The sequence below is a fragment of the Arthrobacter sp. TJ-240 genome (genome assembly GCF_058269195.1).
In genome coordinates, this window is sequence record NZ_JBZCNG010000004.1 from 76,582 (window position 1) to 101,982 (window position 25,401).

The 25,401-nt window shown below is 70.7% G+C and carries 24 protein-coding genes; 16 read left to right on the forward strand and 8 right to left on the reverse strand.

The genetic code is table 11. From position 1 onward, the window contains the following. Positions 1 to 118: 118 nt before the first annotated feature. Positions 119 to 697 (forward strand): cupin domain-containing protein, encoded by a 579-nt coding sequence (locus AC4D2C_RS11335; RefSeq protein ID WP_490905259.1) that lies wholly within the window; start codon positions 119 to 121, stop codon positions 695 to 697. A gap of 6 nt (positions 698 to 703) precedes the next feature. Here the strand turns inward: AC4D2C_RS11335 and AC4D2C_RS11340 are convergent, their stop codons facing one another. Next, complete coding sequence (locus AC4D2C_RS11340) at positions 704 to 2,512, reverse strand: APC family permease (RefSeq protein ID WP_490915269.1); 1,809 nt, start codon at positions 2,510 to 2,512, stop codon at positions 704 to 706. A gap of 364 nt (positions 2,513 to 2,876) precedes the next feature. On the opposite strand from AC4D2C_RS11340, the gene speB reads away from it, so the two are divergent. From speB to AC4D2C_RS11355, 3 genes are all read left to right on the forward strand, one after another. Next, positions 2,877 to 3,878, forward strand: coding sequence for an agmatinase (gene speB / locus AC4D2C_RS11345; protein ID WP_490915270.1), 1,002 nt, complete (start codon positions 2,877 to 2,879; stop codon positions 3,876 to 3,878). Next, positions 3,878 to 5,569, forward strand: coding sequence for a thiamine pyrophosphate-binding protein (locus AC4D2C_RS11350; protein WP_490914930.1), 1,692 nt, complete (start codon positions 3,878 to 3,880; stop codon positions 5,567 to 5,569). Before speB ends, AC4D2C_RS11350 begins: the two co-directional genes overlap by 1 nt. 63 nt (positions 5,570 to 5,632) lie before the next feature. Further along, a complete protein-coding gene (locus tag AC4D2C_RS11355) occupies positions 5,633 to 5,836 on the forward strand; it encodes a hypervirulence associated TUDOR domain-containing protein (protein WP_490914932.1) in 204 nt (67 codons plus the stop codon). Positions 5,837 to 5,909: 73 nt separating this feature from the next. Here the strand turns inward: AC4D2C_RS11355 and AC4D2C_RS11360 are convergent, their stop codons facing one another. Further along, entirely contained in the window at positions 5,910 to 6,254 is a 345-nt protein-coding gene (locus AC4D2C_RS11360) for a DUF3140 domain-containing protein (RefSeq protein WP_490914934.1), read from the reverse strand. A 135-nt stretch (positions 6,255 to 6,389) separates the two neighbouring features. On the opposite strand from AC4D2C_RS11360, the gene AC4D2C_RS11365 reads away from it, so the two are divergent. After that, the gene (locus tag AC4D2C_RS11365; protein ID WP_490914935.1) at positions 6,390 to 6,929 is read left to right on the forward strand and encodes a hypothetical protein; all 540 of its coding nucleotides are present in this window, start codon (positions 6,390 to 6,392) and stop codon (positions 6,927 to 6,929) included. 121 nt (positions 6,930 to 7,050) lie between these two features. Here the strand turns inward: AC4D2C_RS11365 and AC4D2C_RS11370 are convergent, their stop codons facing one another. Genes AC4D2C_RS11370 through AC4D2C_RS11380 form a run of 3 tightly spaced genes read right to left on the reverse strand, consistent with a single transcriptional unit; the run spans position 7,051 to position 10,152 of the window. Then, on the reverse strand, positions 7,051 to 8,187 hold the full coding sequence (locus tag AC4D2C_RS11370; RefSeq protein ID WP_490914937.1) for an FAD-dependent oxidoreductase: 1,137 nt from the start codon (positions 8,185 to 8,187) through the stop codon (positions 7,051 to 7,053). Next, positions 8,180 to 8,911, reverse strand: a complete 732-nt coding sequence (locus AC4D2C_RS11375; RefSeq protein ID WP_490914939.1) for a class I SAM-dependent methyltransferase — start codon at positions 8,909 to 8,911, stop codon at positions 8,180 to 8,182. Before AC4D2C_RS11375 ends, AC4D2C_RS11370 begins: the two co-directional genes overlap by 8 nt. Further along, positions 8,908 to 10,152 (reverse strand): type III polyketide synthase, encoded by a 1,245-nt coding sequence (locus AC4D2C_RS11380; RefSeq protein ID WP_490914941.1) that lies wholly within the window; start codon positions 10,150 to 10,152, stop codon positions 8,908 to 8,910. Before AC4D2C_RS11380 ends, AC4D2C_RS11375 begins: the two co-directional genes overlap by 4 nt. 91 nt (positions 10,153 to 10,243) lie before the next feature. Between AC4D2C_RS11380 and AC4D2C_RS11385 the strand changes: the two genes are divergently transcribed. Together AC4D2C_RS11385 and AC4D2C_RS11390 are read left to right on the forward strand one after the other, a co-directional pair. Beyond that, the gene (locus AC4D2C_RS11385) at positions 10,244 to 11,143 is read left to right on the forward strand and encodes an SDR family oxidoreductase (RefSeq protein ID WP_490905266.1); all 900 of its coding nucleotides are present in this window, start codon (positions 10,244 to 10,246) and stop codon (positions 11,141 to 11,143) included. A 117-nt stretch (positions 11,144 to 11,260) separates the two neighbouring features. Beyond that, positions 11,261 to 11,947, forward strand: a complete 687-nt coding sequence (locus AC4D2C_RS11390) for a hypothetical protein (protein ID WP_490914942.1) — start codon at positions 11,261 to 11,263, stop codon at positions 11,945 to 11,947. A 107-nt stretch (positions 11,948 to 12,054) separates the two neighbouring features. Here AC4D2C_RS11390 and AC4D2C_RS11395 read toward each other — a convergent pair whose 3' ends face one another. After that, positions 12,055 to 12,753, reverse strand: a complete 699-nt coding sequence (locus AC4D2C_RS11395; RefSeq protein ID WP_490914943.1) for a transglycosylase family protein — start codon at positions 12,751 to 12,753, stop codon at positions 12,055 to 12,057. Positions 12,754 to 13,142: 389 nt separating this feature from the next. After that, positions 13,143 to 14,366 (reverse strand): formaldehyde dehydrogenase, glutathione-independent, encoded by a 1,224-nt coding sequence (fdhA, locus tag AC4D2C_RS11400; RefSeq protein ID WP_490914944.1) that lies wholly within the window; start codon positions 14,364 to 14,366, stop codon positions 13,143 to 13,145. Positions 14,367 to 14,554: 188 nt separating this feature from the next. On the opposite strand from fdhA, the gene AC4D2C_RS11405 reads away from it, so the two are divergent. Continuing rightward, positions 14,555 to 15,382 (forward strand): SDR family NAD(P)-dependent oxidoreductase, encoded by an 828-nt coding sequence (locus tag AC4D2C_RS11405; protein ID WP_490914946.1) that lies wholly within the window; start codon positions 14,555 to 14,557, stop codon positions 15,380 to 15,382. A 130-nt stretch (positions 15,383 to 15,512) separates the two neighbouring features. Here AC4D2C_RS11405 and AC4D2C_RS11410 read toward each other — a convergent pair whose 3' ends face one another. Next, positions 15,513 to 15,956: a hypothetical protein gene (locus AC4D2C_RS11410; protein WP_490914947.1), complete on the reverse strand. Its 444-nt coding sequence runs from the start codon at positions 15,954 to 15,956 to the stop codon at positions 15,513 to 15,515. 206 nt (positions 15,957 to 16,162) lie between these two features. Between AC4D2C_RS11410 and AC4D2C_RS11415 the strand changes: the two genes are divergently transcribed. The 8 genes from AC4D2C_RS11415 to AC4D2C_RS11450 all read left to right on the forward strand — a co-directional run bounded on the left by AC4D2C_RS11415 (position 16,163) and on the right by AC4D2C_RS11450 (position 25,375). Then, positions 16,163 to 16,423 carry a YegP family protein gene (locus AC4D2C_RS11415; protein WP_490905272.1) on the forward strand — a complete coding sequence of 87 codons (261 nt, stop codon included), beginning with the start codon at positions 16,163 to 16,165 and terminating at the stop codon, positions 16,421 to 16,423. Positions 16,424 to 16,544: 121 nt separating this feature from the next. Further along, a complete protein-coding gene (locus tag AC4D2C_RS11420) occupies positions 16,545 to 19,385 on the forward strand; it encodes an aconitate hydratase (RefSeq protein WP_490914948.1) in 2,841 nt (946 codons plus the stop codon). Positions 19,386 to 19,480: 95 nt separating this feature from the next. Then, on the forward strand, positions 19,481 to 20,146 hold the full coding sequence (locus AC4D2C_RS11425) for a GntR family transcriptional regulator (RefSeq protein WP_490905274.1): 666 nt from the start codon (positions 19,481 to 19,483) through the stop codon (positions 20,144 to 20,146). Between the two features lie 2 nt (positions 20,147 to 20,148). Further along, positions 20,149 to 21,189 carry a nucleoside hydrolase gene (locus AC4D2C_RS11430; protein ID WP_490914949.1) on the forward strand — a complete coding sequence of 347 codons (1,041 nt, stop codon included), beginning with the start codon at positions 20,149 to 20,151 and terminating at the stop codon, positions 21,187 to 21,189. Between the two features lie 136 nt (positions 21,190 to 21,325). Continuing rightward, complete coding sequence (locus tag AC4D2C_RS11435) at positions 21,326 to 22,177, forward strand: ECF transporter S component (protein WP_490914951.1); 852 nt, start codon at positions 21,326 to 21,328, stop codon at positions 22,175 to 22,177. 3 nt (positions 22,178 to 22,180) lie between these two features. After that, the gene (locus AC4D2C_RS11440) at positions 22,181 to 22,930 is read left to right on the forward strand and encodes an energy-coupling factor transporter transmembrane component T (RefSeq protein ID WP_490914952.1); all 750 of its coding nucleotides are present in this window, start codon (positions 22,181 to 22,183) and stop codon (positions 22,928 to 22,930) included. Then, complete coding sequence (locus tag AC4D2C_RS11445; RefSeq protein ID WP_490914954.1) at positions 22,927 to 24,426, forward strand: ABC transporter ATP-binding protein; 1,500 nt, start codon at positions 22,927 to 22,929, stop codon at positions 24,424 to 24,426. Before AC4D2C_RS11440 ends, AC4D2C_RS11445 begins: the two co-directional genes overlap by 4 nt. Before the next feature lie 10 nt (positions 24,427 to 24,436). After that, complete coding sequence (locus AC4D2C_RS11450) at positions 24,437 to 25,375, forward strand: alpha/beta fold hydrolase (protein ID WP_490914956.1); 939 nt, start codon at positions 24,437 to 24,439, stop codon at positions 25,373 to 25,375. Positions 25,376 to 25,401 lie beyond the last annotated feature (26 nt).

The following is a 25,401-nucleotide window of genomic DNA, read 5'->3' on the forward strand; positions in this document are numbered from 1 at the left end:
TGTTGCCTAGTAAGCTACTCGTGACGCGGGTCACGCGTCAACCATGGCATGCCCGTCGAAGGCCGCCGTCCTCCCGGGGACGAGGGACCTTCCCGGAGCGCCGGAGGAGAGGACACGCATGAAGGCACTGCCCGTCGAGCCCACCAACGTCCCGGTCGCGATCGGCTCGCGGATCCGTGCCGCGCGGCAGGCGCAGCGCATGACGATCGAGCAGGTGGCCGATTCCACCGGCCTGACGAAGGGATTCCTCAGCAGGGTGGAGCGGGACCTCACGTCGCCGTCCGTCGCCTCGCTCGTGACCCTGTGCCAGGTGCTCTCCATCTCGATCGGGGACCTGTTCCAGGTGCCCGAGACACACCTGACCCGGTCAGCTGAGGCACCCCGGATCAGTCTGGGCGGGCAGGGTATCACCGAGCGGCTCATGACCGCCCGCTCGGAACGCCGGCTCCAGATGATCCGCGCCGTCGTCGAGCCCCGCGGCAAGGGGGAGGACGAGCTCTACTCGGTGGACTGCGAGGTGGAGACCCTCCACGTGGTCGAGGGCCGCTTCGTCCTGATCTTCTCCAACACCCGCTACGAGCTCGAGGCCGGGGACACCGTCACCTTCCCTGGCCGTGAGCCCCACACGTGGCTCAACCCGGACGACCGCGAGGCCGTCGTGCTGTGGACGCTCGTTCCCGCAGCCTCCGGGAAGTAGCTCGCCTCAGCCCACGTGCACCCAGGGGCGCTTCGTCACGTCCGGCTCGGCCGCGCGCAGGACCTCGCGCGTGACAGGTGCGATCTCGCCCTCGCCGGTGAAGAGGAACCTGAACAGGTTGGACACCGGGTCGCCCTCCGTCCAGCGGAAGTAGACGTGGGGCATAAGCCCCGTGATGTCGCGGATGTGCAGCATGACGGCGGCGATGGTGTTCGGCACGTTGGAACTGTGGACCTCGAGGATGCGGTAGCCGTGCCGCACCACGCCGCGCACGCGCAGTTCGGTCTCGAACTCGGACGAGTCGTCCACCGTCACCTCGATGAACAGCGGGCGGGCGGTGCCCGGGAAGTGCGAGACGGCGCAGGCGTGCTGGAGCTTGTGCCGGTAGGCGGAGCTGCTGAGGCGCTTGGGTTCGTGCGCGATCAGCAGGATGTCGCCGTCGTCCTGCGAGCTGACGAAGGACACGGCCGCCTCGTCCATGCGGATGTCCGTGGCCCGCAGCTCGAACGCGCGGCGCAAGCGGGAGACGAACGAGATCACGATGATGCCGAGGATGAAGCAGGTGGCGATCTTCAGGCCGTCGGGGCGTTCGATCATGTTGACGGCCGTCGTCAGGACGAACACCACCGTCGCGATGCCGAAGCCGATGGTCAGGCCGCGCTGGCGCTTGCGGCGTGCCGAGAGCGTGACCGCGACCGAGGCGGACGTGATGAGGGCCAGGACACCCGTGGCGTACGCGCCGCCCTGGGCCTCGACGTCGGCCCTGAAGAAGAAGGTGACGAGGATGGCGATGAGCGTGATGACCAGCACGAGCGGGCGCACGGCCTTCGCCCAGGCCGGGGCCATGCCGTAGCGGGGGAGGTAGCGCGGCACGAGGTTCAGCAGGCCGGTCATCGCGGATGCGCCGGCGAACCAGAGGATGCCGATCGTCGAGATGTCGTACGCGGTGCCGAAGCCGTCGCCGAGGTAGAGGTGCGCGAGGTAGGCCAGGGCGCGGCCGTTGGCCGGGCCGCCCTCCTCGAAGGCCTCGGCGGGGATCAGCAGCGTGGTGACGAGGCTCGAGGCGATGAGGAAGCCGCTCATGATGAGCGCGGCCGAGGTGAGGAGCTTGTGGGCGCCGGCGATCCGGCCGGCCGGGTCCTCCTCGGTGTCGCCGGGCCTGCCGTCGATCTGCGGCATGACGACCACGCCGGTCTCGAAGCCCGAGAGGCCGAGGGCCAGGCGCGGGAAGATCAGGACGGCCAGGCCGAGCATGATCAGCGGGTTGCCGTGTTGCGTGGTCAGTGCTGTCCACCAGTTCCCCACGAGGCCGCCCTGCTGCACGATCTGCACGACCGAGACGACGACCACGCACAGGTTCAGCACGAGGAACGCGGCGACGAGCGCGACGGCGATGCCGATGGCCTCGCGGAAGCCGCGGAGGAAGACTCCGGACAGCAGCCCGAGGAACACCACGGTGATGAGGACCTCCTGGCCCTGCAGCCAGGCCGGGGCGAAGGGGTTCTCGATGAGGTGCGCACTCGCATCGGCGGCGGAGAGCGTCATGGTGATGAGGAAGCTCGTGGCGGCGAAGCCGAGCAGCACCAGCACGAAGACCTTGCCGCGCCACTTGGGCAGCAGCTTCTCGAGCATGGCGATCGAGCCCTCGCCGCGCGGGCTCTCCGACGCGACGCGCTTGTACACCGGGAGCGCACCGAAGAGCGTGACGGCGACGAGGATGAGGGTCGCGAGCGGGGACAGGACGCCGGCGGCGGCAGCGGCGATGGCGGGCTGGTAGCCGAGGGTCGAGAAGTAGTCGACGCCCGTGAGGCACATGACCTTCCACCACGGCTGGGTCCGCTCCGGCTCGGGCTGGTGGATACTGGGCTGCGCAGGCTCGTCGAGCAGCCAGCGCCCGAGGCGCTTGCCGCGCTGCGCCTGTGCCTGTGTCTTTGCCTGTGCCGGTGGGATGCGTACGGAGGAACTCACTCGATCACCGTAGGTCCCGCCCGGTCGCCGTCGGCCCGTCTTGACGCTTCCTTAACAGGCAGGCCGCATGGTGTGGGTCCCAGCGTGCGGCCGCGCCTGGGTCGCGCCGGGTGTTGACCCCCTTTCCCCGCGGCAATAGCCTTGTGCAAAACCTTTGATGCATATTGGGCAACTCCGCATGGGCGAGGGGAGCCCGGACGGGATGGAAGCTGTGGAAGAACTGCGCGTCACGGGAGGCGGGCATGTGGGCCCGATCGACTCCTCCCGCATCCCCCGCTACGCAGGGGCGGCCAACTTCGCGCGCCTGCCGCGCCTCGACCAGGTGGACCGCGCGGACATCGCCGTCGTCGGGGTCCCCTTCGACTCCGGCGTCTCCTACCGGCCCGGCGCCCGGTTCGGCGGCAACCACATCCGCGAGGCCTCACGACTCCTCCGGCCGTACAACCCGGCCCTCGACGTCTCGCCCTTCGAACGCGTGCAGGTGGCAGACGCCGGCGACATGGCGGTCAACCCCTTCAACATCCACGAGGCCATCGAGACCGTGCAGCAGAACGCACTGGACCTGACCGCCGACGGCGCGCGCCTGGTCACGCTCGGCGGCGACCACACCATCGCGCTGCCCCTCCTGCGGGCGGCGGCCGAACGGGCGGGATCGCCCGTGGCCATGCTGCACTTCGACGCCCACCTCGACACCTGGGACACCTACTTCGGCGCCGAGTACACGCACGGCACGCCCTTCCGCCGTGCGGTGGAGGAGGGGATCCTCGACACCGAGGCCATCTCCCACGTCGGCACGCGCGGCCCGCTCTACGGCGTGCGGGACCTCGAGGACGACCGTCGCTTCGGCTTCGGCATCGTGACGTCCTCGGACGTCTACCGCCAGGGCGTCGACGAGGTGGTCGACCGGCTCCGTACGCGCATCGGCGACCGGCCGCTCTACGTCTCGGTGGACATCGACGTCCTCGACCCCGCACACGCCCCCGGCACCGGCACGCCCGAGGCCGGCGGCATCACGAGCCGCGAACTGCTCGAGATCCTCCGCGGCCTCCGCGGCCTGAACCTCGTCGGCGCCGACGTCGTCGAGGTGGCCCCCGCCTACGACCACGCCGAGATGACCGGCGTGGCGGCCTCCCACGTCGCCTACGATCTCGTGACGCTGATGGCCGACACCCTCACACCCGCACCCGCCGCCCCGATGACCGAGGACCACTGATGGAGATCACCGACGGCGCCGCGTCCGCGCCCCCCGCCCCCGTCACCGGCCAGCGCAACGGCGGCGACCTCGTGGTCGAGACCCTCTCCGCCCTCGGCGCGACGACGGTCTTCGGCATCCCCGGGCAGCACGCGCTCGGTCTGTTCGACGCGCTGTCCCGCTCCGACCTGCGCTTCGTCTCCTCACGCGTGGAGAACAACTCCGCGTTCGCCGCCGACGGCTTCTCCCGCGCGACCGGCGACGTCGGCGTCCTGTTCCTCTCCACCGGGCCGGGCGCGCTGACCTCGCTCGCCGGCCTGCAGGAGGCCTACGCGACCGGCGTCCCCATGGTGGTCGTCGCGAGCCAGATCCCTCTGGAGGGCCTCGGTGCGCGCCGCAAGGGCATGCTGCACCAGCTCGACGACCAGAAGGCGTCGGCTGCGAACGTCACCAAGAGCCAGCGCCTCATCCAGCACGCCTCGGGCATCCCGTCGGCCATCCAGGACGCCTGGACCGAGGCCGTGTCCTCGCCCCAGGGGCCGGTGTGGATCGAGGTGCCGCAGAACGTGCTGCTGGATCCCGTGATGGTGCCCGAGGTCGAGGACGCACTCGCCGAGCCCTTCGACAACCCCCCGCGGATCGAGCTCACCCGCGAGGCCGTGGCCTGGCTCCGCGATTCGAAGCGCCCGGCGATCGTCGCCGGCGGCGGCACACGGCGCGGCAGGGCCGAGAAGTGGCTGCTCTCCATCGCCGAGAAGCTCGGTGCGCCGGTGGTTTGCTCGCCGGGCGGCAACGGCGCCTTCCCCTGGACGCACGAGCTCTCGCTGCAGTCATGGGTGGAGGACCGGCACGTCACCGAGGTGCTCGAGGACGCCGACGTGCTGCTCGTGGTCGGCTCGTCGCTGGGCGAGGTCACGTCCAACTACTTCACCCTCGAACCGCGCGGCCGCATCATCCAGATCGACGCCGAACCGCGGGTCCTCGAGTCCAACCGGCCCGCCCTGGGGATCCGTGCCGACGCCGGTCAGGCCCTCGCCGCCCTCGACGAGGCCCTCGAGCCGCTCGACCGGTCCCGCGAGCCGGGCTACGACGCCGTCGCCCTCGTCGCCACGACCCTGGCACGCGTCGGTGCGCGGCTCGATGCGCAGGACCTCGCCAAGGAGCGCGCGTTCATGCAGGACCTCCGCGACGCCGTCCCGGCGGACATGCAGACGTTCTGGGACATGACCATCTCCGCCTACTGGGCCTGGAGCTGCTGGGACGCCCGCGAGGGCCAGTTCCACTCCGCGCAGGGCGCCGGGGGCCTCGGCTTCGGCTTCCCCGGTGCCATCGGCGGCTCGATCGGCCTCGAGTCGCGCGGACTGCCCGCACGGGTCCTCGCCGTCTCGGGTGACGGTTCCGCGATGTACTCCATCGCCGAGCTCGCCACGGCCCGCCAGCACGACATCCCCGTCACCTGGCTGATCGTCGACGACGGCGGCTACGGCATCCTCCGCGAGTACATGGAGGGCGCGTTCGGCAAGGCGACGGCGACCGAGCTCGCCCGGCCCGACTTCGTGGCGCTCGCCGAATCCTTCGGCGTCCCGGCGCGCCGGGTGGCCCCGGAGGACGTCGGCGACGCCCTGCGCGAGAGCCTCGCGGCGGACGGCCCCAACGTCGTCGTCGTGGAGACGCTCGTGCGGCTCTTCGCACCCACGCACCTCGATTCCTAGGGTTCCCTTTTCCTCCGCGGGGTGACAGGGTCGGAAGCACCACTGCCTCGAGGAGGGAACGCAATGTCATTCAGCAAGGGCGACAAGGTCACCTGGAACACGTCGCAGGGCGCCACCGAGGGGAAGGTCGTGGAGAAGCACGACAAGGAGTTCACCTTCGACGACCAGACGTTCAAGGCGTCCAAGGACGAGCCCTACTACACCGTGGAGAGCGCGAAGTCGGGCAAGCAGGCGGCGCACAGAGAGAGCGCGCTGTCGAGGAAGTAGCGAAGTAGCACAGGACGACACGAAGGGCGCCCCGCATCGGCGGGGCGCCCTTCATCCTTCCAGGGAAGACCGCCTACTTCAGGGGGTCGTGACCCCAGTTCATCAGCGAGTAGCGCCACTTCGAGGACCCGATGTCCTCCTTGGACGGCCGCTGGGCGAGATGCCGGTGCACGTAGCCCACCACCTTGTGCATGTGCCGGACGTCGTCGTCCTCGAGATCGTCACGCCTGGTACCGAGGATCTTCACGATGCGCCGACCCGATTCGTGGCCCACGGACTCGCCCGACCCCGACTCCTTCTGCCCCACCGCCTGCGATTCCTCGGTGTCAAGCCATTTCTCCAGCTCGGAGGCGCTCATGTTGACCGCGTCCTTCCACTGGGCCCATACGCCGTCGAGATCGTTCGTATCCTCCGCCATCCGTCCCGGACCTTTCGTAGCAGTTCCGCGGACGGGATCCCATCCGCTCACTATTTGAAGCTGGCAATAGCTTAATCCTAAGCAGGCTGATAAATGTAGAGGGGTAGGTGGAACCACGTCTAAGGAGCTCACATCATGGCAGGAAACCTTTTGGCACGATCAGCCCACGATCTCGGCGCTGCAGCGTGGTTCGGCGGTACCCTGATGGGCGCAGTCGGACTCAACGGTGCAACCGGCAAGGCGAAGGACCCCAAGGAGCGCACGCGCCTGTCCGCGCTCGGCTGGGCCAAGTGGACCCCGGTCCAGATCGCGGCGTTCGCCGTCCACGCCATCGGCGGCATCGGCCTGATCCTCGGCAACAAGGGCCGTGTCGCGGCCCAGGACTCGGTCGGCTCGAACACCGTCTGGAAGTCCGTCGTCACGGTCGCGGGCATGGCACTCTCGCTGTACTCCGGAATGCTCGGCAAGAAGGTCGGCGAGCTCGCCGAGCAGGGTGGAGAGGGCGCGACCGAGCCCCGTCCCGGTGCCAGCGACGAACTGGCCAAAGCGCAGTCGCAGCTCAAGGCCACCCAGTGGCTCCTGCCCGTCATCAGCGGCATCGTCGTGGTGATGGGATCCAAGCAGGGCGAGATGCAGCGTCCCGAGAACGTCAAGAAGGGCCTGCTCAGGAAGTAGACCCTCGGACCCTCGCAGGTCTCGGGCGACCCCCGCGGCATCCGTGTGCCGGCCGACACCCGAAAGTGTCGGCCGGCACACGGACGCCGCGGGGGTCCTGTCGTTGAAAGGGGGAGGCGGATCACTGCATGGTGAAGGCCCGGGCCACTCCGCCGTGCACGGCGTCGTTCCGGATGAGCGCGCCCAGCACGGCGTTGCGCGGGCGCATGAGCGGCGCCGGCAGGGGCCGCCCGAGTGTCATGTTGAGGTGCGCCTTCCGGCGGGCGAGCGCCGCCTGCGCCCGGCGTTCCCTCTCATAGGTGGCCAACCGGGCGGCGACGTCGTGGCCGTCGCGCAGCGATGCCGTCATGATGGGGACGAGCCGGACGGCGTCGAGCCAGCCCAGGTTCATGCCCTGCCCGCCGATCGGGGACACCTCGTGGGCGGCGTCGCCCACCAGGACGATGCGGCCGGCGACGAACCGTTCGGCCAGGCGCGACTGGACCTCGAACGCGCTCAGCATGGAGTTGGTGCCGGGATCGACGTCGACGCCCGTCCGGTCGCGGATGAGCCGGGTCAGGTCCTCCGCTGTCGGCCGGTCCACCGGACAGCCGACGCGCACCACCCACCGGCGGATGCCGCCGGGCAGGGGGAAGGACTCGACGATGCCGCCGGTCTCGAGGTAGAGGACGGCGTCATCGCCGTCGTCGGTGGAGTCCTGGAAGTCGCCCATGACGTAGCAGTCCGGATAGCGGCGCAGGGGAGCGCGGATACCCGCATCGTCGCGGACGGAGCTGCGGGCACCGTCGGCGGCGACGAGGAGCCTCGCCTCGAGCGCGGCATCGCCGCCGGGCATCCTCGTCACAGCGAGCACATGGTCGCCGTCGTCGCGCGTGGAGAGTACCGCGACGCCCCGCCGCACCGTGCCGGGGAACTGCTCCTCGAGCCGGCGCTCGAGGATCTCCTCGGTGACGGCCTGCGGCACGGCCAGGACGTACTTCTCGCCGCCGGGCAGCGTGGAGAAGGACACCGTGCCCACGTGCCGCCCGGCGCTGCGGGCCACGCCGTCGCGGATGAGCACGCCGCGGGCGCGGAGCTCGTCGGCGATCCCTCCGGCCTCGAGCGCGCGCAGCGCGGGCGGATGGACGCCGATGGCCCGTGAATGGTCGCTGCGCGCGACGCGGCGTTCCAGCACGACGGCGTCGAGGCCCGCCTGCCGCAGGAGCAGCGCCGTGTACAGTCCGACGGGCCCGCCGCCGACGACGATCACGTCATGCACGGCCGGCGTCCCCGTGTCCGTCCCGACGGTCGAGCACCAGGTGGTTGATGAACGGCATCGCCGTGCGCACCTGCCAGTCCGGCCGGTCGGCGACCGCGGCCCGCAGTTCGGCCGGGGTGTAGCTGCGACGGATGGAGGTCAGGCCGTCGCGGCGGATGTAGGACCCGGGCAGCGGCAGCGTGCCCACCGAGAACAGGGCGTAGCCGACGGGATGGCGTGCGATGTCGCTGTGCACGGCCACGCGCCGGGTCAGCCGGTCCGAGTCGTCGAGCAGGGCGGCGAACGTGGCGCGGTCCAGGTGATGCAGCACATGGTTGGAGACGACGGCGTCGAACGCCTCGCCCTGCGCCACGAGCTCCGAGCTCAGGGCGCGGCGGAACGAGAGCCCGGGCAGGGCGGGACGCGAGGTCGCGTAGGCGTGCGCCCGCTCGTCGGGATCGATCGCCGTCACCTCGAGGGCCAGGCCGTCGAGTTGCGCCCAGCGTGCCAGCGCGCGCGGCACGTCGCCGCCGCCCGAGCCGATGTCCAGCAGGGTGTTGATGCGGTCCGGTGAGAACGCGGGTCGCAGCAGGCTCGTGTAGGTGCGGCGCAGCCCGGACACCGCGGCGTTGACGATGCCGAACTGCGCATAGGTGCGCGTCAGCCGCCCGGGATCGCAGTCGGGCCGGTCCATCTCCTCGATGGCGTCCAGGTCCCGTACGGCGAGGAACCCCGGTCGGCTCATGCGCCCGCTTCGGTGAGGATGGGTTCGAGATCCGCGGGAACGGCGTCGTCGACCTCGTCGGCGACCTCGACGGCGGCCCCGCCGGGCGCGGCATTCCCGGCACCGGCGGGGATCGCGCCGATCCGGGTGAAGAGGGCGGTCTCGACCGTGAGCCCGGGACCGAACGCCATCGAGCAGATGCGGTCGTTCCCCGGGGAGGCCGGCTGGTCGAGGATGTTCTTCAGCACGAACATGACCGTCGCGCTGCTCATGTTCCCGTAGTCGCGCAGCGTCTCGCGCGCGGGGACGAGCTGCTGCTCCGTGAGCCCGAGCTTGGCCTCGACCTTGTCCAGGATGCTGCGGCCGCCCGGGTGGATGGCCCAGTGCTCGATCTCGGAGTAGTCGAGGCCCTGCAGGGAGGCGTCCCGCGCCAGCAGCGGTTCGAGCGCCCCGACGATGTGGTCGTCGATGATGTGGGGGACATACGTGCCGAGGACCATCTCGAAGCCCTCGTCGCCGATGTTCCAGGCCATGGCCTCCTCACCCACCGGTGTCAGCACCGTCTCGAAGTGGTCGAGGCTGAGCGCGGGAGCAGTCAAAGGGATCTCCCGCGCGGAGACCACGGCCGCGGCGGCGCCGTCGGCGAACAGCGACGACCCCACGATGGTGTCGGGGTTGTTGGAGGAGCGCACGTGCAGCGAGCACAGCTCGGCGGCGATCACGAGGACGACGGCGTCCGGGTCGGCATCGCAGAACGCCTTCGCGGACCGGAGCGCCGGGAAGGCGGCGTAGCAGCCCATGAAGCCGAGGTGGTAGCGCTGCACCGAGGGGTCGAGCCCCAGGGCGCGGACCACCTTGTAGTCGGGGCCGGGTGCGAAGAACCCCGTGCAGGACGCCGTGACGACGTGCGTGATGTCCGACGCCTCGATGCCCGGCGCCGCGGCGAGCGCCTTCCGGGCGGCCTCGACGAAGAGCTTGGTGCCCTCCTCCGCGTACACCTCGTTGCGGACCTTGGTACTGGGGGACAGGATCCGCAGCTCCTCCCGGTCGAAGAAGAGGGGGTCGTCGAAGGACCGGTCGAGCGTCAGTTCCTCGAGGACCGTGTAGCGGGTCTCGATGCCGGAGGAGTCGAAGGCCGCTCCGACGAGACGCTGGCCGAGCCGGGTGAGACCGGGCTGAGCCGCGAACACATCACGGACCTGGGACTGCACCATGACTGTCGCGGGCACGGCGGTCTCGAGGGACCTCAGGATCACTGTCATAGATCCATTACTAGAGGACTAACGCCCCAAACACAATGACAGTAGGCTTAGTGTCCACGCAGCACACCGCTCGTCCGACGGCAGGAGCACCATGGGCAACGACCCCTCAGGCACCCTCGACCAGGAGGATCCGCGCGGTCCAGACGTCGATGCCTCCACCGAACTGCAGGAGTACCCGGGCTTCACCGAGCGCATGGATCCGCGGCCGGACCACGGCGAGGACAGCTATACGGGCCACGGACGGCTGACCGGGCGGCGCGCCTTCATCACGGGCGGCGACTCGGGGATCGGCAGGGCCGTGGCGCTCGCCTTCGCCCGTGAGGGAGCCGACGTCGCTATCGGGTACCTGCCGGAGGAGGAGGAGGACGGCGCCAGTTGCCTCGAGCTCATCCGCGCCGAGGGCCGAACCGCGCTCGCCGTCCCCGGCGACCTGCGGGAGGAGGACTACGCGCCCTCGGCCATCCGGCAGGTGCTCGACGGGCTCGGCGGGCTGGACATCCTCGTGAACAACGCAGGGTTCCACATCGCGCAGCCGAACGGGCTGCCGGACATCGACGCCGGTCAGCTGCGCCGGACGTTCGAGACGAACGTGTACGGCACCATCTGGCTCACGCAGGCAGCACTGCCCCACCTGGACGAGGGCGCCTCGATCATCAACACCACCTCGATCCAGGGCTACCACCCGTCCACGAGCCTCATGGACTACGCGGCCACGAAGGCTGCACTCAACAACCTGACGTTCAGTCTCGCCGAACTGCTGGGCGAGCGCGGCATCCGGGTCAACGCCGTCGCACCGGGACCCATCTGGACGCCCCTGCAGCCGGCCACGACCACGAGCGAGAAGCTGGACTCCTTCGGTGAGGGCACGCCGCTCGGCCGGATGGGGCAGCCGGCGGAACTGGCGGGGGCATACGTCTTCCTCGCCTCGAACGATGCACGCTACGTCTCCGGCGAGGTGCTGGGCGTGACCGGTGGCAAGCCCCTCGCCTGACCGGACGCCCCGGTGCGCCGGGGCCCGGACCAAGCCGGGCGGTGCTGTGCGACGAATCACGTTCACCAGCGCCGAAGGCTCGCCATCCGGCGGCCGGCTGACACGGACAGGCTGATCGTGAACCTCCTGAGTGCACTGCCCTCGACACCGCGCACCACCCTGGCCGCCGTCGCGCTCGCGAGTGCGCTGGCCCTGGCGGGTTGCGGTGCCGTCGAGGAGAATCCCCTCGGCGTCAACACGGCGGACGGGCAGACACTGTCGACCACACCGGGCGCTCCGGAGGCCGGCAACCGGGCAGCGTCCGTGACGGAGGGCCTCGGCGATCTCGGCGACGATCCGCTGAACGTCGGGATCGACGGCGCGGAGCTCTGCGGGGTGCAGCCCGACGACAGCCGCCTGCGCTACACCGTGATGCTCCATAACCCCACGCTTGAGACCTTCACCTTCGGCGCGATGACGCTGGGGGATCCGGAGGGCCTGAACATCCTCTCGTCCATGGTCCAGACGGCCAACCGCGAGGGGCACAACCACACGGGCGCCGATGCGGGGGCCCACGGGGGTCACAGTGCGACCCCGGCGCCGACACCCAGCGGGCCGCCCGAGCCGATCGGCCCGCCGGTCCCGGCCGAGGGCTACCGGTTGGCGCCCGATGCGCACGTCAACATCATCGTCACCGTCGAGCTCGCCGAGGGTGTCACGCACGGCAGCGCCGAGAACATCCTCGTCGCCTTCTCCACGCCCGAGCGCGACTACTCGGTGGCTCATGATCTGAAGATCGACGTCGACGCCACGTCCTGCGGGTGACCGTACCGGTTCAGGCGTTAAACCACTGAGCCCCCGCCTCGAGGAGGCGGGGGCTCAGTGGTTCAGCTGTGGTTCAGCTCGAATCCGAGTGCGGATCCGAACCCGGACTAGGCCGGGAGCTGCAGGACGTGACCGGTGAAGATCAGGTCGGCGTGGATGACGGTGTCGGCGTTGGCGGCGAAGAGTGCCTGCCAGCCGCCCGTGACGCCGAGCTTCGTCGCGATGGAGCCAAGGGTATCGCCCGACTGGATGGTGTACGTCTCGCCGCTCAGGGCGACGGGAGCCACGGCGACAGGCGCCTCGGCGACAGGAGCGACGGCTACGGGGGCCTGGACCGGTGCCTGGTACTCCACGGGAGCCTGGACCGGTGCCTGGTACTGCACGGGAGCCGGCGCCGTCGTCTGGTACTGGTACTGGACGGGAGCCGGAGCCGCCTGGGCCGGGACGGCACCCGGGTTGGCGCCGCTGCTCAGGCCGAGCTTGGCGGAGCAGGCGGGCCATGCGCCCCAGCCCTGGCCGGCGAGGACCTTCTCGGCGACGGCGATCTGCTGCTCACGGGAGGCGTCCTGTGGGTTGCCCTGGCCGCCGAAGCCTGCCCAGGTGGAGGGCTGGAACTGCAGTCCACCGGAGAAGCCGTTACCGGTGTTGATGCCCCAGTTTCCGCCGCTCTCGCACTGGGCGAGTGCGTCCCAGTCGCTGGCGGGGGCTGCGTTGGCCGCACCGGCCGCTGCGCCGAGGCCGAGGCCGGTGAGTGCTACTGCGGCAAGTCCGCGACGCGCGCTGGTGCTGAATTTGTGTGTGTTCATGGGGGTACGATGCTCCGAAAGGCCACCCGCACTAGGTCCGTCCCCGGACTTCTTCGCGCCGTTGCTCACCTTGACGGTTTAGAGGTCATGGTTCGGCAGCCGCCTGTTGAGCAACGAGCGGTGGAGAGCGGTGCCGGGCATTCATTGCTGCTCGATCATCGGCAGCTATTCGCTTCCCCGGACGGGGAACTGCCTCCACCGTAGGGCATTTTTCATTCGTTGCCAAACCGGTACAGCGCCGTGCTTGACATTGAGTAAAAACAGGGATTCAGAGCTGGCTCATTTGAGGATTGTCTGGCACACTGGGCGCCGCACGTCCCGGAAACGGCCCGGAGAGGGCCCGGGCGGCACGCCCGGACCCTCTCTTTGACACGCCCCCGGGGCCGGTGTCAGGCGGCCTTGGCGAGGTAGCCGTTCGGGTCCAGCACGTACTTCGTCGCCGCGCCGGCGTCGAACTCCTCGTAGCCGCGCGGTGCGTCGTCGAGCGCGATCGACTTCGCATTCACGGCCTTGGCGATCTGCACGCGATCGTGCAGGATCGCCATCATCAGCCCGCGGTTGTACCTCATCACCGGACACTGGCCGGTGGTGAAGGACAGCGACTTCGCCCAGCCGGTGCCCAGACTGAGCGACAGGGAGCCGACCTTCGCGGCCTCGTCGATGCCTCCCGGATCGCCCGTGACGTACAGGCCGGGGATGCCCAGCGCGCCGCCGGCCGCCGTGACGTCCATGAGCGAGTTGAGGACCGTCGCCGGCGCCTCCTTGCCCGCACCCTCGCCATGGCCGCGCGCCTCGAACCCGACGGCGTCGACACCACAGTCCACCTCCGGCACGCCCAGCAGCTGCTCGATCTGGTCGCGCGGATCGCCCTTGGACACGTCGACGGTCTCGCAGCCGAAGCTGCGCGCCTGTGCCAGCCGGCCCTCGTTGAGGTCGCCCACGATCACGACGGCCGCACCCAGCAGCTGGGCCGACGCCGCAGCGGCGAGGCCCACAGGGCCGGCGCCCGCGATGTAGACGGTGGAGCCCACGCCGACCCCGGCCGTCACCGCACCGTGATAGCCGGTGGGGAAGATGTCCGACAGCATCGTCAGATCGAGGATCTTCTCCAGCGCCTGATCCCGGTCCGGGAACTTCAGCAGGTTCCAGTCCGCGTACGGCACGAGGACGTACTCGGCCTGGCCACCCACCCAGCCCCCCATGTCCACGTAGCCGTAGGCGGCTCCGGGCCGGGCGGGATTCACGTTCAGGCAGATGCCGGTCTTGCGCTCCTTGCAGTTGCGGCACCGCCCGCACGAGATGTTGAAGGGGACCGAACAGATGTCGCCCTCCTTGATGAACTCGACGTCGGAGCCCACCTCGACGACCTCGCCGGTGATCTCGTGCCCGAGCACCAGGTCGGCCGGTGCCGTGGTGCGGCCGCGGACCATGTGCTGGTCCGACCCGCAGATGTTCGTGGCGACGGTCTTCAGGATGACGCCGTGATTCAGTTTCCGGCCGATGTTCGCCGGATTGACGCCCGGTCCGTCCTTCAGTTCGAACGTGGGGTAGTCGGTGTCGATGACCTCGACCTTGCCCGGTCCCTTGTACGCAACAGCTCTGTTTCCGCTCATGGAACTTCCTCTTCGTCAGTCCGTTCGTGGTGCGTCCGGCTTCCCGGACGCTGGAACCGATGGAGGCGGTACAGAAGTGCCCGCCGCCCGCCGGTAGCGCAGAACCTACCGCCCGGGGGGTCGCATGGACGTTGCATGCCCGTCGGCGCAGTCTTGCGGTACCCGCCGGGGCGGGGGAGGGTGGCCCCATGACTGAAACGGTCCTCATCACCGGGGCGACCTCCGGCATCGGAGCGGAGTTCGCCCGCCAGTTCGCCGAGCGCGGGTGCGCCCTGGTGCTCGTGGCACGCGCCGCCGCCCCGCTCGAGGAGACCGCGGCAGCCCTCCGCGCCCGGTGGGGCGTCGACGTGGAGACGATCGCTGCGGACCTGCTCGACGACGGCGGCCTGGCGCGGGTGCTCGCCCGCCTGCGCGCTGCCGCACCGGGCGGCGTGGCGGCGGCGGGTGCAGCGGGTGTGGCGGGGGCCGGTGCAGGCGAGCCCACAGGGCGCGCGCCGGTCACGGTCCTCGTGAACAACGCGGGCTACGGGCTGCTGCGGCCGTTCGCGGACAACGCGCTCGACGACGAGGTCCGCCACCTCCGGATCCACGTCGAGGTGCCGCTGTCGCTGGCGCACGCAGCCCTGCAATCGATGCGCCCACGCGGCTCGGGCACCATCATCAATGTGGCGAGCGTCGCCGGCTTCACGCCGAGGGGGACCTACGGAGCGGCCAAGGCGGCGATGATCAGCTTCAGCCGCTGGGCGAACCTCACCTACGGGCGCGAGGGCATCCGGGTGACGGCGGTCTGCCCCGGCTTCGTGCACACCGACTTCCACCAGCGCATGGGCGCGGACAAGGGGAGCGTGCCCGCCCTCCTGTGGCTCGATGCCGGGCTCGTGGTCCGGGAAGGCCTGCGGGACACCGCTGCCGGGAAGGCCGTGTCCGTCCCGAGCCGCCGCTACAAGGTGCTCACGGCGCTCGCGCGGGTGGCGCCGTCGTCGCTCGTGGCCCGCCTCGCGGCGCGGGGCCGCTGACGGGGCTGCTCCGGAAGCCTGTCCGGGCGCCGCGGACGCGCAGCGTCGCATGCCCGTGCGCGCGGCCGAACCCTTCTTCCGCCGGCTCTCCCGCCGGCGCTTCCGCCGGCCGGACCGCTCCGTGCCGGGCCTACTGCGCCACTCCGCCGCCGTCCCAAGCATCAGGCTGGTCCGCGGCGTCCTCCGGGTGGCGGTGCTCGGGGCCCGGCGCACCGTCGCCCTCGAAGGCTGCGGGCACGGCGCCCGCCTCGTGCGTACCCTGTTCCTCCCGGATGCCGGCCGCGGAGTGCCCTGCCGACCCGGCCGAGGGGTCGAGGACGTTCTCGCGCCGATCGCCGCCGGGGTGGCCGTCCCCGGTGTGTCGGGGGACCGCGTCGCCGCCCGCTACGTCGGCTCGCTCATCCGTTCGTCCATCAGTCCGGGCGTCGCCGTCGGGCGTCGCCTCCCGGCCGGCGTGCACCGCTTCCGTCCCGCGTTCCTTCTCGCGCGGCGGGACGGGCACTGCGGGGCCGAGCGGGTGGTCCGACGGAAGGGCCGCACCATCGGGATTGCCTGCGCTGCTCGGCTCGGTCATCGTGCTCCTTCGTGGTCGCGTGGTGCTGGAGGGTCGCCCCGGGCGGCCCCAGGGTACTGCGGGCCCCGGCCACCGATAGACCTCCCGGTGGCCGTCCGCCTACCTGTCCGGACGGGATGCCGCCAGGGGTTAAACCGGTCGATAAGTATGCTTATCATAGGAGACCGCAGGTTTGTGGAGATCGCCCCTTACAAGGAGGTAGGACGATGGCAGGTTACTTCAAACTGGTGGACGCTCACGACGAGGGTTTCCGCGTGAAACTGACCGCTCCCGATGGAACGCTCGTCGCCGTCTCCACCTTCTATGCCTCGAAGGAGGAGGCGATCGCAGGCATCGAGCTGATCCGTGAGATCGCCGGAACAGGTCCCGTGGTGGACCACAGCCGGGTGGAGTCCCCCGAGCAGGACGAGCTGTTCTTCGGGCTGCAGGGCACTTCCGGCAGGGACGGCGGGCGCCGCGACGCCTGAGGGCGCCGCCGGCGGGCCGGGGCGAGAGATCCCGCGACACGGTGTACCACTGTATACAGTGACGCGGGAGGTGGAATAGACTGGGGTTATTCCACGAATCTCTCTGAAGGGAGCCGACGTCATGACGACTGCGGACTCATTCGGCGCGAAGGGCGTACTCGATGTCGCCGGCGCCGAATACGAAATTTTCAGGCTCAGTGCGGTCGAAGGCTCCGAGAACCTTCCGTTCAGCCTCAAGGTGCTCCTGGAGAACCTGCTGCGCACCGAGGACGGGGCGAACATCACGGCGGACCACGTCCGTGCCCTGGCCGGGTGGGATGCGGACGCCCAGCCCGACACCGAGATCCAGTTCACCCCGGCGCGCGTGATCATGCAGGACTTCACGGGCGTACCCTGCGTCGTCGACCTGGCGACGATGCGCGAGGCCGTGGCCGACCTCGGCGGCGATCCGAAGCGCGTCAACCCGCTCGCACCCGCCGAGATGGTCATCGACCACTCGGTGCAGATCGACGCCTTCGGCAACGCCGGCGCGCTCGAGCGCAACATGGAGATCGAGTACCAGCGCAACGGCGAGCGGTACCAGTTCCTGCGCTGGGGCCAGACCGCGTTCGACGACTTCAAGGTCGTGCCCCCGGGCATGGGCATCGTCCACCAGGTCAACCTCGAGTACCTGGCGCGCACCGTCATGACCCGCGAGGTGGGCGGCGTCCTGCGCGCCTACCCCGACACGTGCGTGGGTACCGACTCGCACACCACCATGGTCAACGGCCTCGGGGTCCTCGGCTGGGGCGTCGGCGGCATCGAGGCCGAGGCGGCCATGCTCGGCCAGCCCGTCTCGATGCTCATCCCGCGCGTCGTCGGCTTCAAGCTCACCGGTGACATCCCCGCCGGTGCCACCGCCACCGACGTCGTGCTCACCATCACGCAGATACTGCGCCAGCACGGCGTGGTCGGCAAGTTCGTGGAGTTCTACGGCGAGGGCGTCGCCTCCGTGCCGCTCGCCAACCGCGCCACCATCGGCAACATGAGCCCCGAGTTCGGCTCCACGGCCGCGATGTTCCCGATCGACGGCGTCACGCTCGACTACCTGCGCCTCACAGGCCGTCCGGCCGAGAACGTGGCGCTCGTCGAGGCGTACGCCAAGGAGCAGGGCCTCTGGCACGATCCCTCGCGCGAGATCCGCTTCTCCGAGTACCTCGAACTGGACCTGTCCACCGTGGTGCCCTCGATCGCCGGACCGAAGCGTCCGCAGGACCGTGTGGAGCTCACCAAGTCGAAGAGCCAGTTCCGCGAGGACCTCCGAAACTACTCCGACGACCCCGACCTGGACTTCGCGCCCGGCGGCACCGTCGACGAGGCGTCGCAGGAGAGCTTCCCGGCCTCCGACGCCCCGACCTTCACCCCCGGCACGGCGTCCTCGAACATCGAGGAGAACGCGAAGCCCCGCGAGACGGTCGGCGCCGGAGCGCCGGATTCGCGTCCGTCGAAGAAGGTCAGCGTGAGCATGAAGGACGGCCGCGAGTTCGAACTCGATCACGGCGCCGTCAGCATCGCGTCCATCACGTCCTGCACCAACACGTCCAACCCGTCCGTGATGCTCGCCGCCGCCGTGCTGGCCCGCAACGCCGTCGAGAAGGGCCTCGTGTCCAAGCCGTGGGTGAAGACCTCCGTGGCCCCGGGCTCCAAGGTCGTCACCGACTACTACGAGAAGTCCGGCCTGATCCCGTACCTCGAGAAGCTCGGCTTCTTCACCGTCGGCTACGGCTGCGCCACGTGCATCGGCAACTCCGGCCCGCTGGAGGACGAGATCTCGCAGGCCATCCAGGACAACGACCTGGCCGTCACCGCCGTCCTGTCCGGTAACCGCAACTTCGAGGGCCGGATCAACCCCGACGTGAAGATGAACTACCTGGCCTCGCCGCCGCTGGTGGTCGCCTACGCACTGGCCGGGACCATGGACTTCGACTTCGACACCGAGCCCCTGGGCCAGGACGAGGCCGGCACCGACGTCTTCCTGAAGGACATCTGGCCCAACCCGGTGGAGGTCCAGCAGGTCATCGACGCGTCGATCGACGAGGGCATGTTCACCTCGAGCTACGCCACGATCTTCGAGGGCGACGAGCGCTGGCAGTCCCTGCCGACGCCCGCCGGCGCCACGTTCGCCTGGGATCCGGAGTCCACGTACGTGCGGAAGCCCCCGTACTTCGAGGGCATGCAGCGCGAGGCGAGCCCGGTCGAGGACATCGACGGCGCACGCGTGCTGCTGAAGCTCGGCGATTCGGTGACCACCGACCACATCTCGCCCGCGGGATCGTTCAAGTCGGACACCCCGGCCGGCCGCTACCTCACCGAGAAGGGTGTGCAGCGGAAGGACTTCAACTCCTACGGCTCACGCCGTGGCAACCACGAGGTCATGATCCGCGGCACCTTCGCGAACATCCGCATCAAGAACCAGCTGCTCGACGGCGTCGAGGGTGGGTTCACGAGGGACTTCTCGCAGCCGGACGCACCGCAGGCAGCCGTGTACGACGCCGCCGAGAACTACCGTGCCGCGGGAACGCCGCTGGTGGTCCTCGCGGGCAAGGAGTACGGTTCCGGCTCGTCGCGTGACTGGGCGGCCAAGGGCACCGCGCTGCTCGGCGTGAAGGCCGTCATCGCCGAGAGCTACGAGCGGATCCACCGCTCGAACCTCATCGGCATGGGCGTCCTGCCGCTGCAGTACCCCGCGGGCGAGAACGCGGAGTCCCTCGGGCTCACGGGCAAGGAGACGTTCGCGGTCAGCGGTGTCACCGAACTCAACGAGGGCCGCACCCCCCGTACGGTGAAGGTCACGGCCACCCCGGCCGACGGCGGCTCGCCGGTCGAGTTCGACGCCGTCCTGCGCATCGACACCCCGGGCGAGGCGGACTACTACCGCAACGGCGGCATCCTGCAGTACGTGCTGCGCCAGCTCGTCGGCTAGCGCCACGAGATTCCGGGCCGGGAGCGCACCTCCCGGCCCGGACCGTACGCAGGGCCTGCGCCCTGCCACCCGAACCGCGACACCGAGGGGGCGCCATGACCGAGTCAACGGAACTGTCGGCGCGCGTGGACGGCGACGCCATCTTCCGCGTCCTCCGCGGCGAGATCCTCGCGGGCGTCCATCCGCCGGGCACCGCCCTGCGGGAAGTGGTGATCTCGGAGCGTTTCGGCGTCTCGCGGACCCCGGTGCGGGAGGCCCTCAGCAGGCTGCAGCACGAACGCCTGCTCGAACGGGCGGCCCGCGGCCTGCAGGTCCCTCAGATCGACCCGCAGGAAGTCATCCAGATCTACGACCTCCGCGTCATGCTCGAGGAGGAGGCCGCCGGCCAGGCCGCCCTCAACCGGGGGACCGCGGACATCATGCGTCTCGAGGCGCTGCTGGAACGCGACCGCGCCGTCGTCGATCCCGACGACACCACGAAGGTCACCAACAACCTCGAATTCCACACGTCGCTGTGGGCCTCCGCGCGGAACCCCATCCTCATGGACCTCCTGCAGCGGCTCTCCACGCACCTCATCCACACACCGCGCTCCACCCTGTCCGTGGGGGACCGGTGGCAGGAGGTGCTCCTCGAACACGAGGCGCTGATCTCCGCCATCACCGAGCGGCGCAGTGACGACGCCCGCGCCATCGCCCGCACCCACATGGAGACGGCCCGCACCCTCCGCCTCCAGCTGCTCCGCACCACCGCGGCGGACTGACCGTGGCCCCCGAGGGCGGCAGGCACCGCCTCCTGCTCGACGTCGACACCGGGATCGACGACGCCGTCGCCCTGCTGTACCTGCTCGCGACGCCCGGGGTCTCCCTCGAGGGGATCACCTGCACGGCCGGCAACGTCGGGGCACGGCAGGTCGCCGTCAACAACCTGGCGCTGCTGGAGCTGTGCGGCCACGCCGGTGTGGAGGTCGCGATCGGCAGCGAGGTGCCGCTGGAGGTGCCCCTCGTGACCACCGAGGAGACGCACGGCGACCAGGGCATCGGCTACGCCGTCCTGCCCCCGCCGCGCGGACGCGTCTCGGGACGGCACGCCGTCGACGTCTGGCTCGAGGCCGTCCGCTGTCATCCCGGGCAGATCACCGCTGTGGTGACCGGGCCGCTCACCAACCTCGCGCTGGCCCTGCGCGCCGAGCCGGAGCTGCCGATGCTCCTGAAGGGGCTCGTCATCATGGGTGGCGCGTTCCACCACCCCGGGAACACGACACCGGTGGCCGAGTGGAACATCCACGTGGACCCGCACGCCGCGAAGGAGGTGTTCGCCGCGTACGAGGGGCTGCCGGTCGAGAAGCTGCCCGTCGTGTGCGCGCTCGAGACCACGGAGCGGATCGAGTGCACACCCGCCCACGTCGACGCGGTCGCGCGTGCCGCCGGTGCCGGGCCGGAACTGCTCTCGCCCGACGACCCCGTGGGGACCCGCAGCCGCAGCGACAACGCCGTCGTCGCCTGTGTCTCGGACGCGCTGCGCTTCTACATGGAGTTCCACCGCCTGTACGACCAGGGCTACATCGCGCACCTGCACGACCTCTTCGCGGCGATGGTCGCGACGGGGGAGGCCGACGTCGAGGAGCGCCTCGCCACCGTCGACGTGGAGACGGGGTCGCCGCTGACCGTCGGGCAGACGGTCGCCGACACCGCGGGGATGTGGAAGCGGGCGCCCAACGCGCGGATCGTGACGGGCAACGACCCCGCGGCGGTGTTCGAGCTGATGGTCCGCCGACTGTCGGACCTCGCGAGGATGCACGGCTGACCCTGCACGCGCCGGGCGCATGCCCGCCGCGGTGGTCCGGACCCCCGGTACACTGGACGTGCCCGCACTGCTGCGCGGCCGGCGCCGAGGTGACATGAGGTGCGTCCTCCTCCCTCGATCGCGCCCTAGGACTATCGTGAGTTCACCCCTGACCCTCGCACCCGCCACCACCGCGCAGCGGCCCCGCCGCCTGCTCATCGTCCTCGGCGGAGCACTGATCATCGCCACGTACGTGTTCCTGGTGACCGTGCAGCCCGCGGAGATCGCCGGTGGGATGGCCAGCGTCGCCTCGCTCGTCACGCTCTTCGGGTTCCTCGGGGGAGGCGCCCTGCTGGTCGCCGGGATCCTGCCGATGCTCAGCACCGCCTCCCTGGTGGTGATGCCGCTCGGTATCGCCCTGAACATCGCCATCGGGCAGATCGCCGGATCGCTGGGCATGCAGATCTACCTCGACGCGATCGGGACCGTGCTCGTCGCCGTCCTCGCCGGCCCCGCAGCAGGGGCCGCGACCGGCGCGCTCAGCAACGCCATCTGGGGCCTGTTCAACCCGTTCGCGCTGCCCTTCGCTGCCGGTGCCGCGCTGATCGGACTGCTCGCGGGTCTCGCCGCCCGGTACGGCGCGTTCCGCCGCGTGTACCTCGCGCCCGTCGCAGGGCTCGTGGTCGGCGCGATCGGCGGGCTGGTCGCGGCCCCGGTGGCGGTGTTCATGTTCGGCGCGGCCGGCACGTTCGGCACCAACGCGATCATCGCCGTCTTCCGGTCGATGGGCGACAAGCTCCTGGTCGCCGCCACGAAGCAGGGACTGCTGTCGGACTCGCTGGACAAGGTCGTGGTGTTCGTCGTCGTCGCGCTGATCGTGTACGCACTGCCGCCCCGCGCCGTCCGCCGGTTCCCCTTCGCCCGGACCCACCGCGTGCTCGGCAGGCGCACCGGCGCACCGGGCGCCCCGAGCCCGATGAAGACCTCCCACGGAGACGGCGCCGCCTGAGCCATGCCGCGCCGCAGGATCTACAATCCGCTGACAGAGCTGCTCGCCGCAGCGCTGCTGGTGGTGATCGTCCTCGTGGTGGACCGCTGGCAGTTCTCCCTCGCGGTCCTCGTGCTCGTGGTGCTGCCCGCCGTGCTCCTCTCCGGCAGGGCCCGACAGATCGGCCTCGCGATCACCCTGGTCGCCGGGCCGCTGCTGATCTCCTCGCTGCTCCTCCACGGCCTGTTCTATCCCGAGGGGCGCACCGTCCTGGCGGACCTCGGGGTCGCGCGCGTGACGGCCGAGGGACTCGCCTTCGCGGCCCTCATGGGGCTGCGCATGAGCGTCTTCACGGGGGTCCTGCTGACCGCCGCCATGACGCTGGACCTGCCCGACCTCCTGGCGAGCATGACGCACCGCGGCTGGAACAGGAAGCTCGTCTTCATCGTGGGTTCCGCCGTCGGGCTCGTACCGCACGTCGCGCTGCGCGGACAGCAGATCACCCGGGCCCAGCAGGCACGCGGCCTGGTGGTCGGGCGCAGCCCGCTCTCCCGGTTCCGGGCCCTGCTCACCGTCATGATCCCGCTGGTCATCGGGTTGCTCGTGGACGCCTCCGAACGCAACCGCATGCTCGAGGCGCGGGGCTTCTCGTCCTCCGCGGCCCGCACCAGCTACCTGCCGGACACGGACTCCCACCGGCAGCGGCTGGTGCGTCGCGGCATGGTCGTCGCGGTGGCCGCCTTCTCGGTCGTCTGGCTCGCGGTGGCGCCGTGATCACCCTCGAGAGCGGATCCTTCGCCTACGACGACGGCACGACGCTCCTCACGGACCTCACCCTGGGGATCGCGCCGGGGGAGTACGTGATCGTCGCCGGCGCGTCCGGCTCGGGCAAGACGACGCTCGCCAGGCTCCTGGCTGGGCAGACCGGGGGCGACGCCGGGTCTTCCTTCCGGGGCGCGATCACGCTCGACGGGGAGACCGTGCGGTTCGACGGCGTGCCCACCGACCCGCGGATCGACCCGTCCGCGTGGAGCGCGAAGGTGGCCCACGTGGCGCAGGGCGCGTGGGGCCAGCTGTCCATGATGTCCGCGACGGTCGGCGAGGAGATCGCGTTCGGCCCCGCCAACCGCGGCGTGCCGGCCGATGACCTGCGTCGGCTCGTCGGGGACGTGGCCGCGGCCCTCGGGCTCGGGGACCTGCTGCACCGGGACCCGCGGCGGCTCTCCGGCGGCCAGCTGCAACGGACGGTGATCGCCGCGGCCGTGATCCAGCGGCCGAGGATCCTCGTCCTCGACGAGCCGTTCCAGGGACTCGACGAGCACGCAGCGCGGGGCGTCGCGACGGTGCTCGAGGATCTGCGCCGCGACGGTACGGGCGTCGTCGTCTGCGAACCGCTGATGCCCCGGACCGCGCCGCGGGGCGCCCGCGTCCTCGCGCTCGCCGACGGGCGGTGCGTGTTCGACGGTCCGCTGGCCGAAGCGCACCGGGCGGGCCTCGGGCGCTACGGGATCGGCATCGGCGGTGATCCGCCGCGTTCAGCCGCTCCCGATCCGTTGGACCCCTCGGCTCCCGTGCTCGTCCGGATGGAGGGCGTCGGCTTCCGCCACGCACCCGACGGGCAGACGGGCGGTGCCGGGCTGACCGCCGTCGACCTGTCCGTCCGCGCCGGGGAGATCGTCGCGGTGCGCGGACCCAACGGATCCGGCAAGTCCACGCTTCTCCAGCACCTCAACGGGCTGCATCGGGCGGACACCGGCCGGGTCACCGTGGGCGGTGTGCCGATCCTCCGCCAGCCGACCGGCGCGCTCGCCGCCACCGCGGGCTACCTGTTCCAGGACACCGACCAGCAGCTGTTCGAGCGCACCGTCCTCCGCGAGGTGTCCTACGGTCCGCGGGCCGCCGGTATCGCGAAGGACGACGCCGCCCTGCGGGCCGCCGAAGTGCTCGACCGGCTGGGGCTCGGCGGATCGAAGCAGGCCCACCCGTACGAGCTGGGCTTCGTCCAGCGGCGACTCGTCGCCCTGGCCTGCCTCATCGCCACGGGCCCCCGCGTGTGGGCACTCGACGAGCCGACGGCCGGCCTCGACGAACCGACCCGCTCCCTGCTCGCCGGCCTGCTCGCCCGGCACGCCCGGGAGGGCGGCGCCGTGGTGCTGGCCACGCACGACGCCGCGTTCGCCGACGCGGTGGCGCACCGCACCGTCCGGCTGGACGCGGGCAGGGTCATGGCGGACGACGTCGGCCTCCCCGGGAGTGGTTCCAGCCCCTAGGGTGGGTCCCATGGACGTATTGCGGCAGAGGCACAGGACCATCCGCTCGGAGGGCGCCGACCTCGCCGTGTTCGAGTACGGCCTGGAGCCAGGCCCGGAGGTGCCCACCGTGGTGTTCGTCCACGGCTATCCCGACGATCACCGTGTCTTCCACCCCGTCCTCCGCGAGCTCGCCGGAACCCACCACCTCGTGGCCTTCGACACCCGGAACGCCGGCCGCTCACACCCCCGCGACGGCGCCGGCTTCACCCTCGCAGAACTCGTGGACGACATCTTCGCCGTGACCTCCGCCGTGACCTCCGCCGTCGGCCCTGCGGTCGGCCCTGCGGTCGGCGATGCCTCCTCGGGCGTGGCATCCGGTCCCGCGTCCGATGCGCGCGCGCCGGGCGGCGTGCGGCTCGTGGGCCATGACTGGGGATCCATCCAGGGCTGGGCGGCGGTCCAGGACGAGCGCTCCGACGGCCTGGTCACGGACTACACCAGCATCTCGGGACCGGACCTCCGCCACTTCTCCCGCTGGCTGAGGAGCCGGTTCCAGAACCCCCGACGCGCACTGCAGGGGGTGGGACAGGTACTGCGCAGCTCGTACGTCGGGGCCTTCCAGCTGCCGGTCCTCCCGGAACTGGTCTGGAGGTACGGCCTCACCCGCCGCTACGAACTGACGGTGCGGCGCAATGTCGGCTCGGACCCCGTCCGGGGCCTGGCGCTGTACCGGACGAACATGGCCTCGGACGCCGCGCCGCCCCGGCGACGACGGGTGACCGTGCCCGTGCACGTCATCGTGCCGTTGAAGGACCCGTTCCTCTCCCCGCACCTCGTCGAGGGCCTGGAGGAGTGGGTGGAGGACCTGACGGTGACCACGGTGCCCGGCGGGCACTGGTGGATCGCCAGGGAGCCCCGGGCCTTCGCGGAACTGCTCGCACCCGCGCTGCGTACCAGCGACGCCTGAGCGGAGAAGCCCGACGCCCCGTGGGG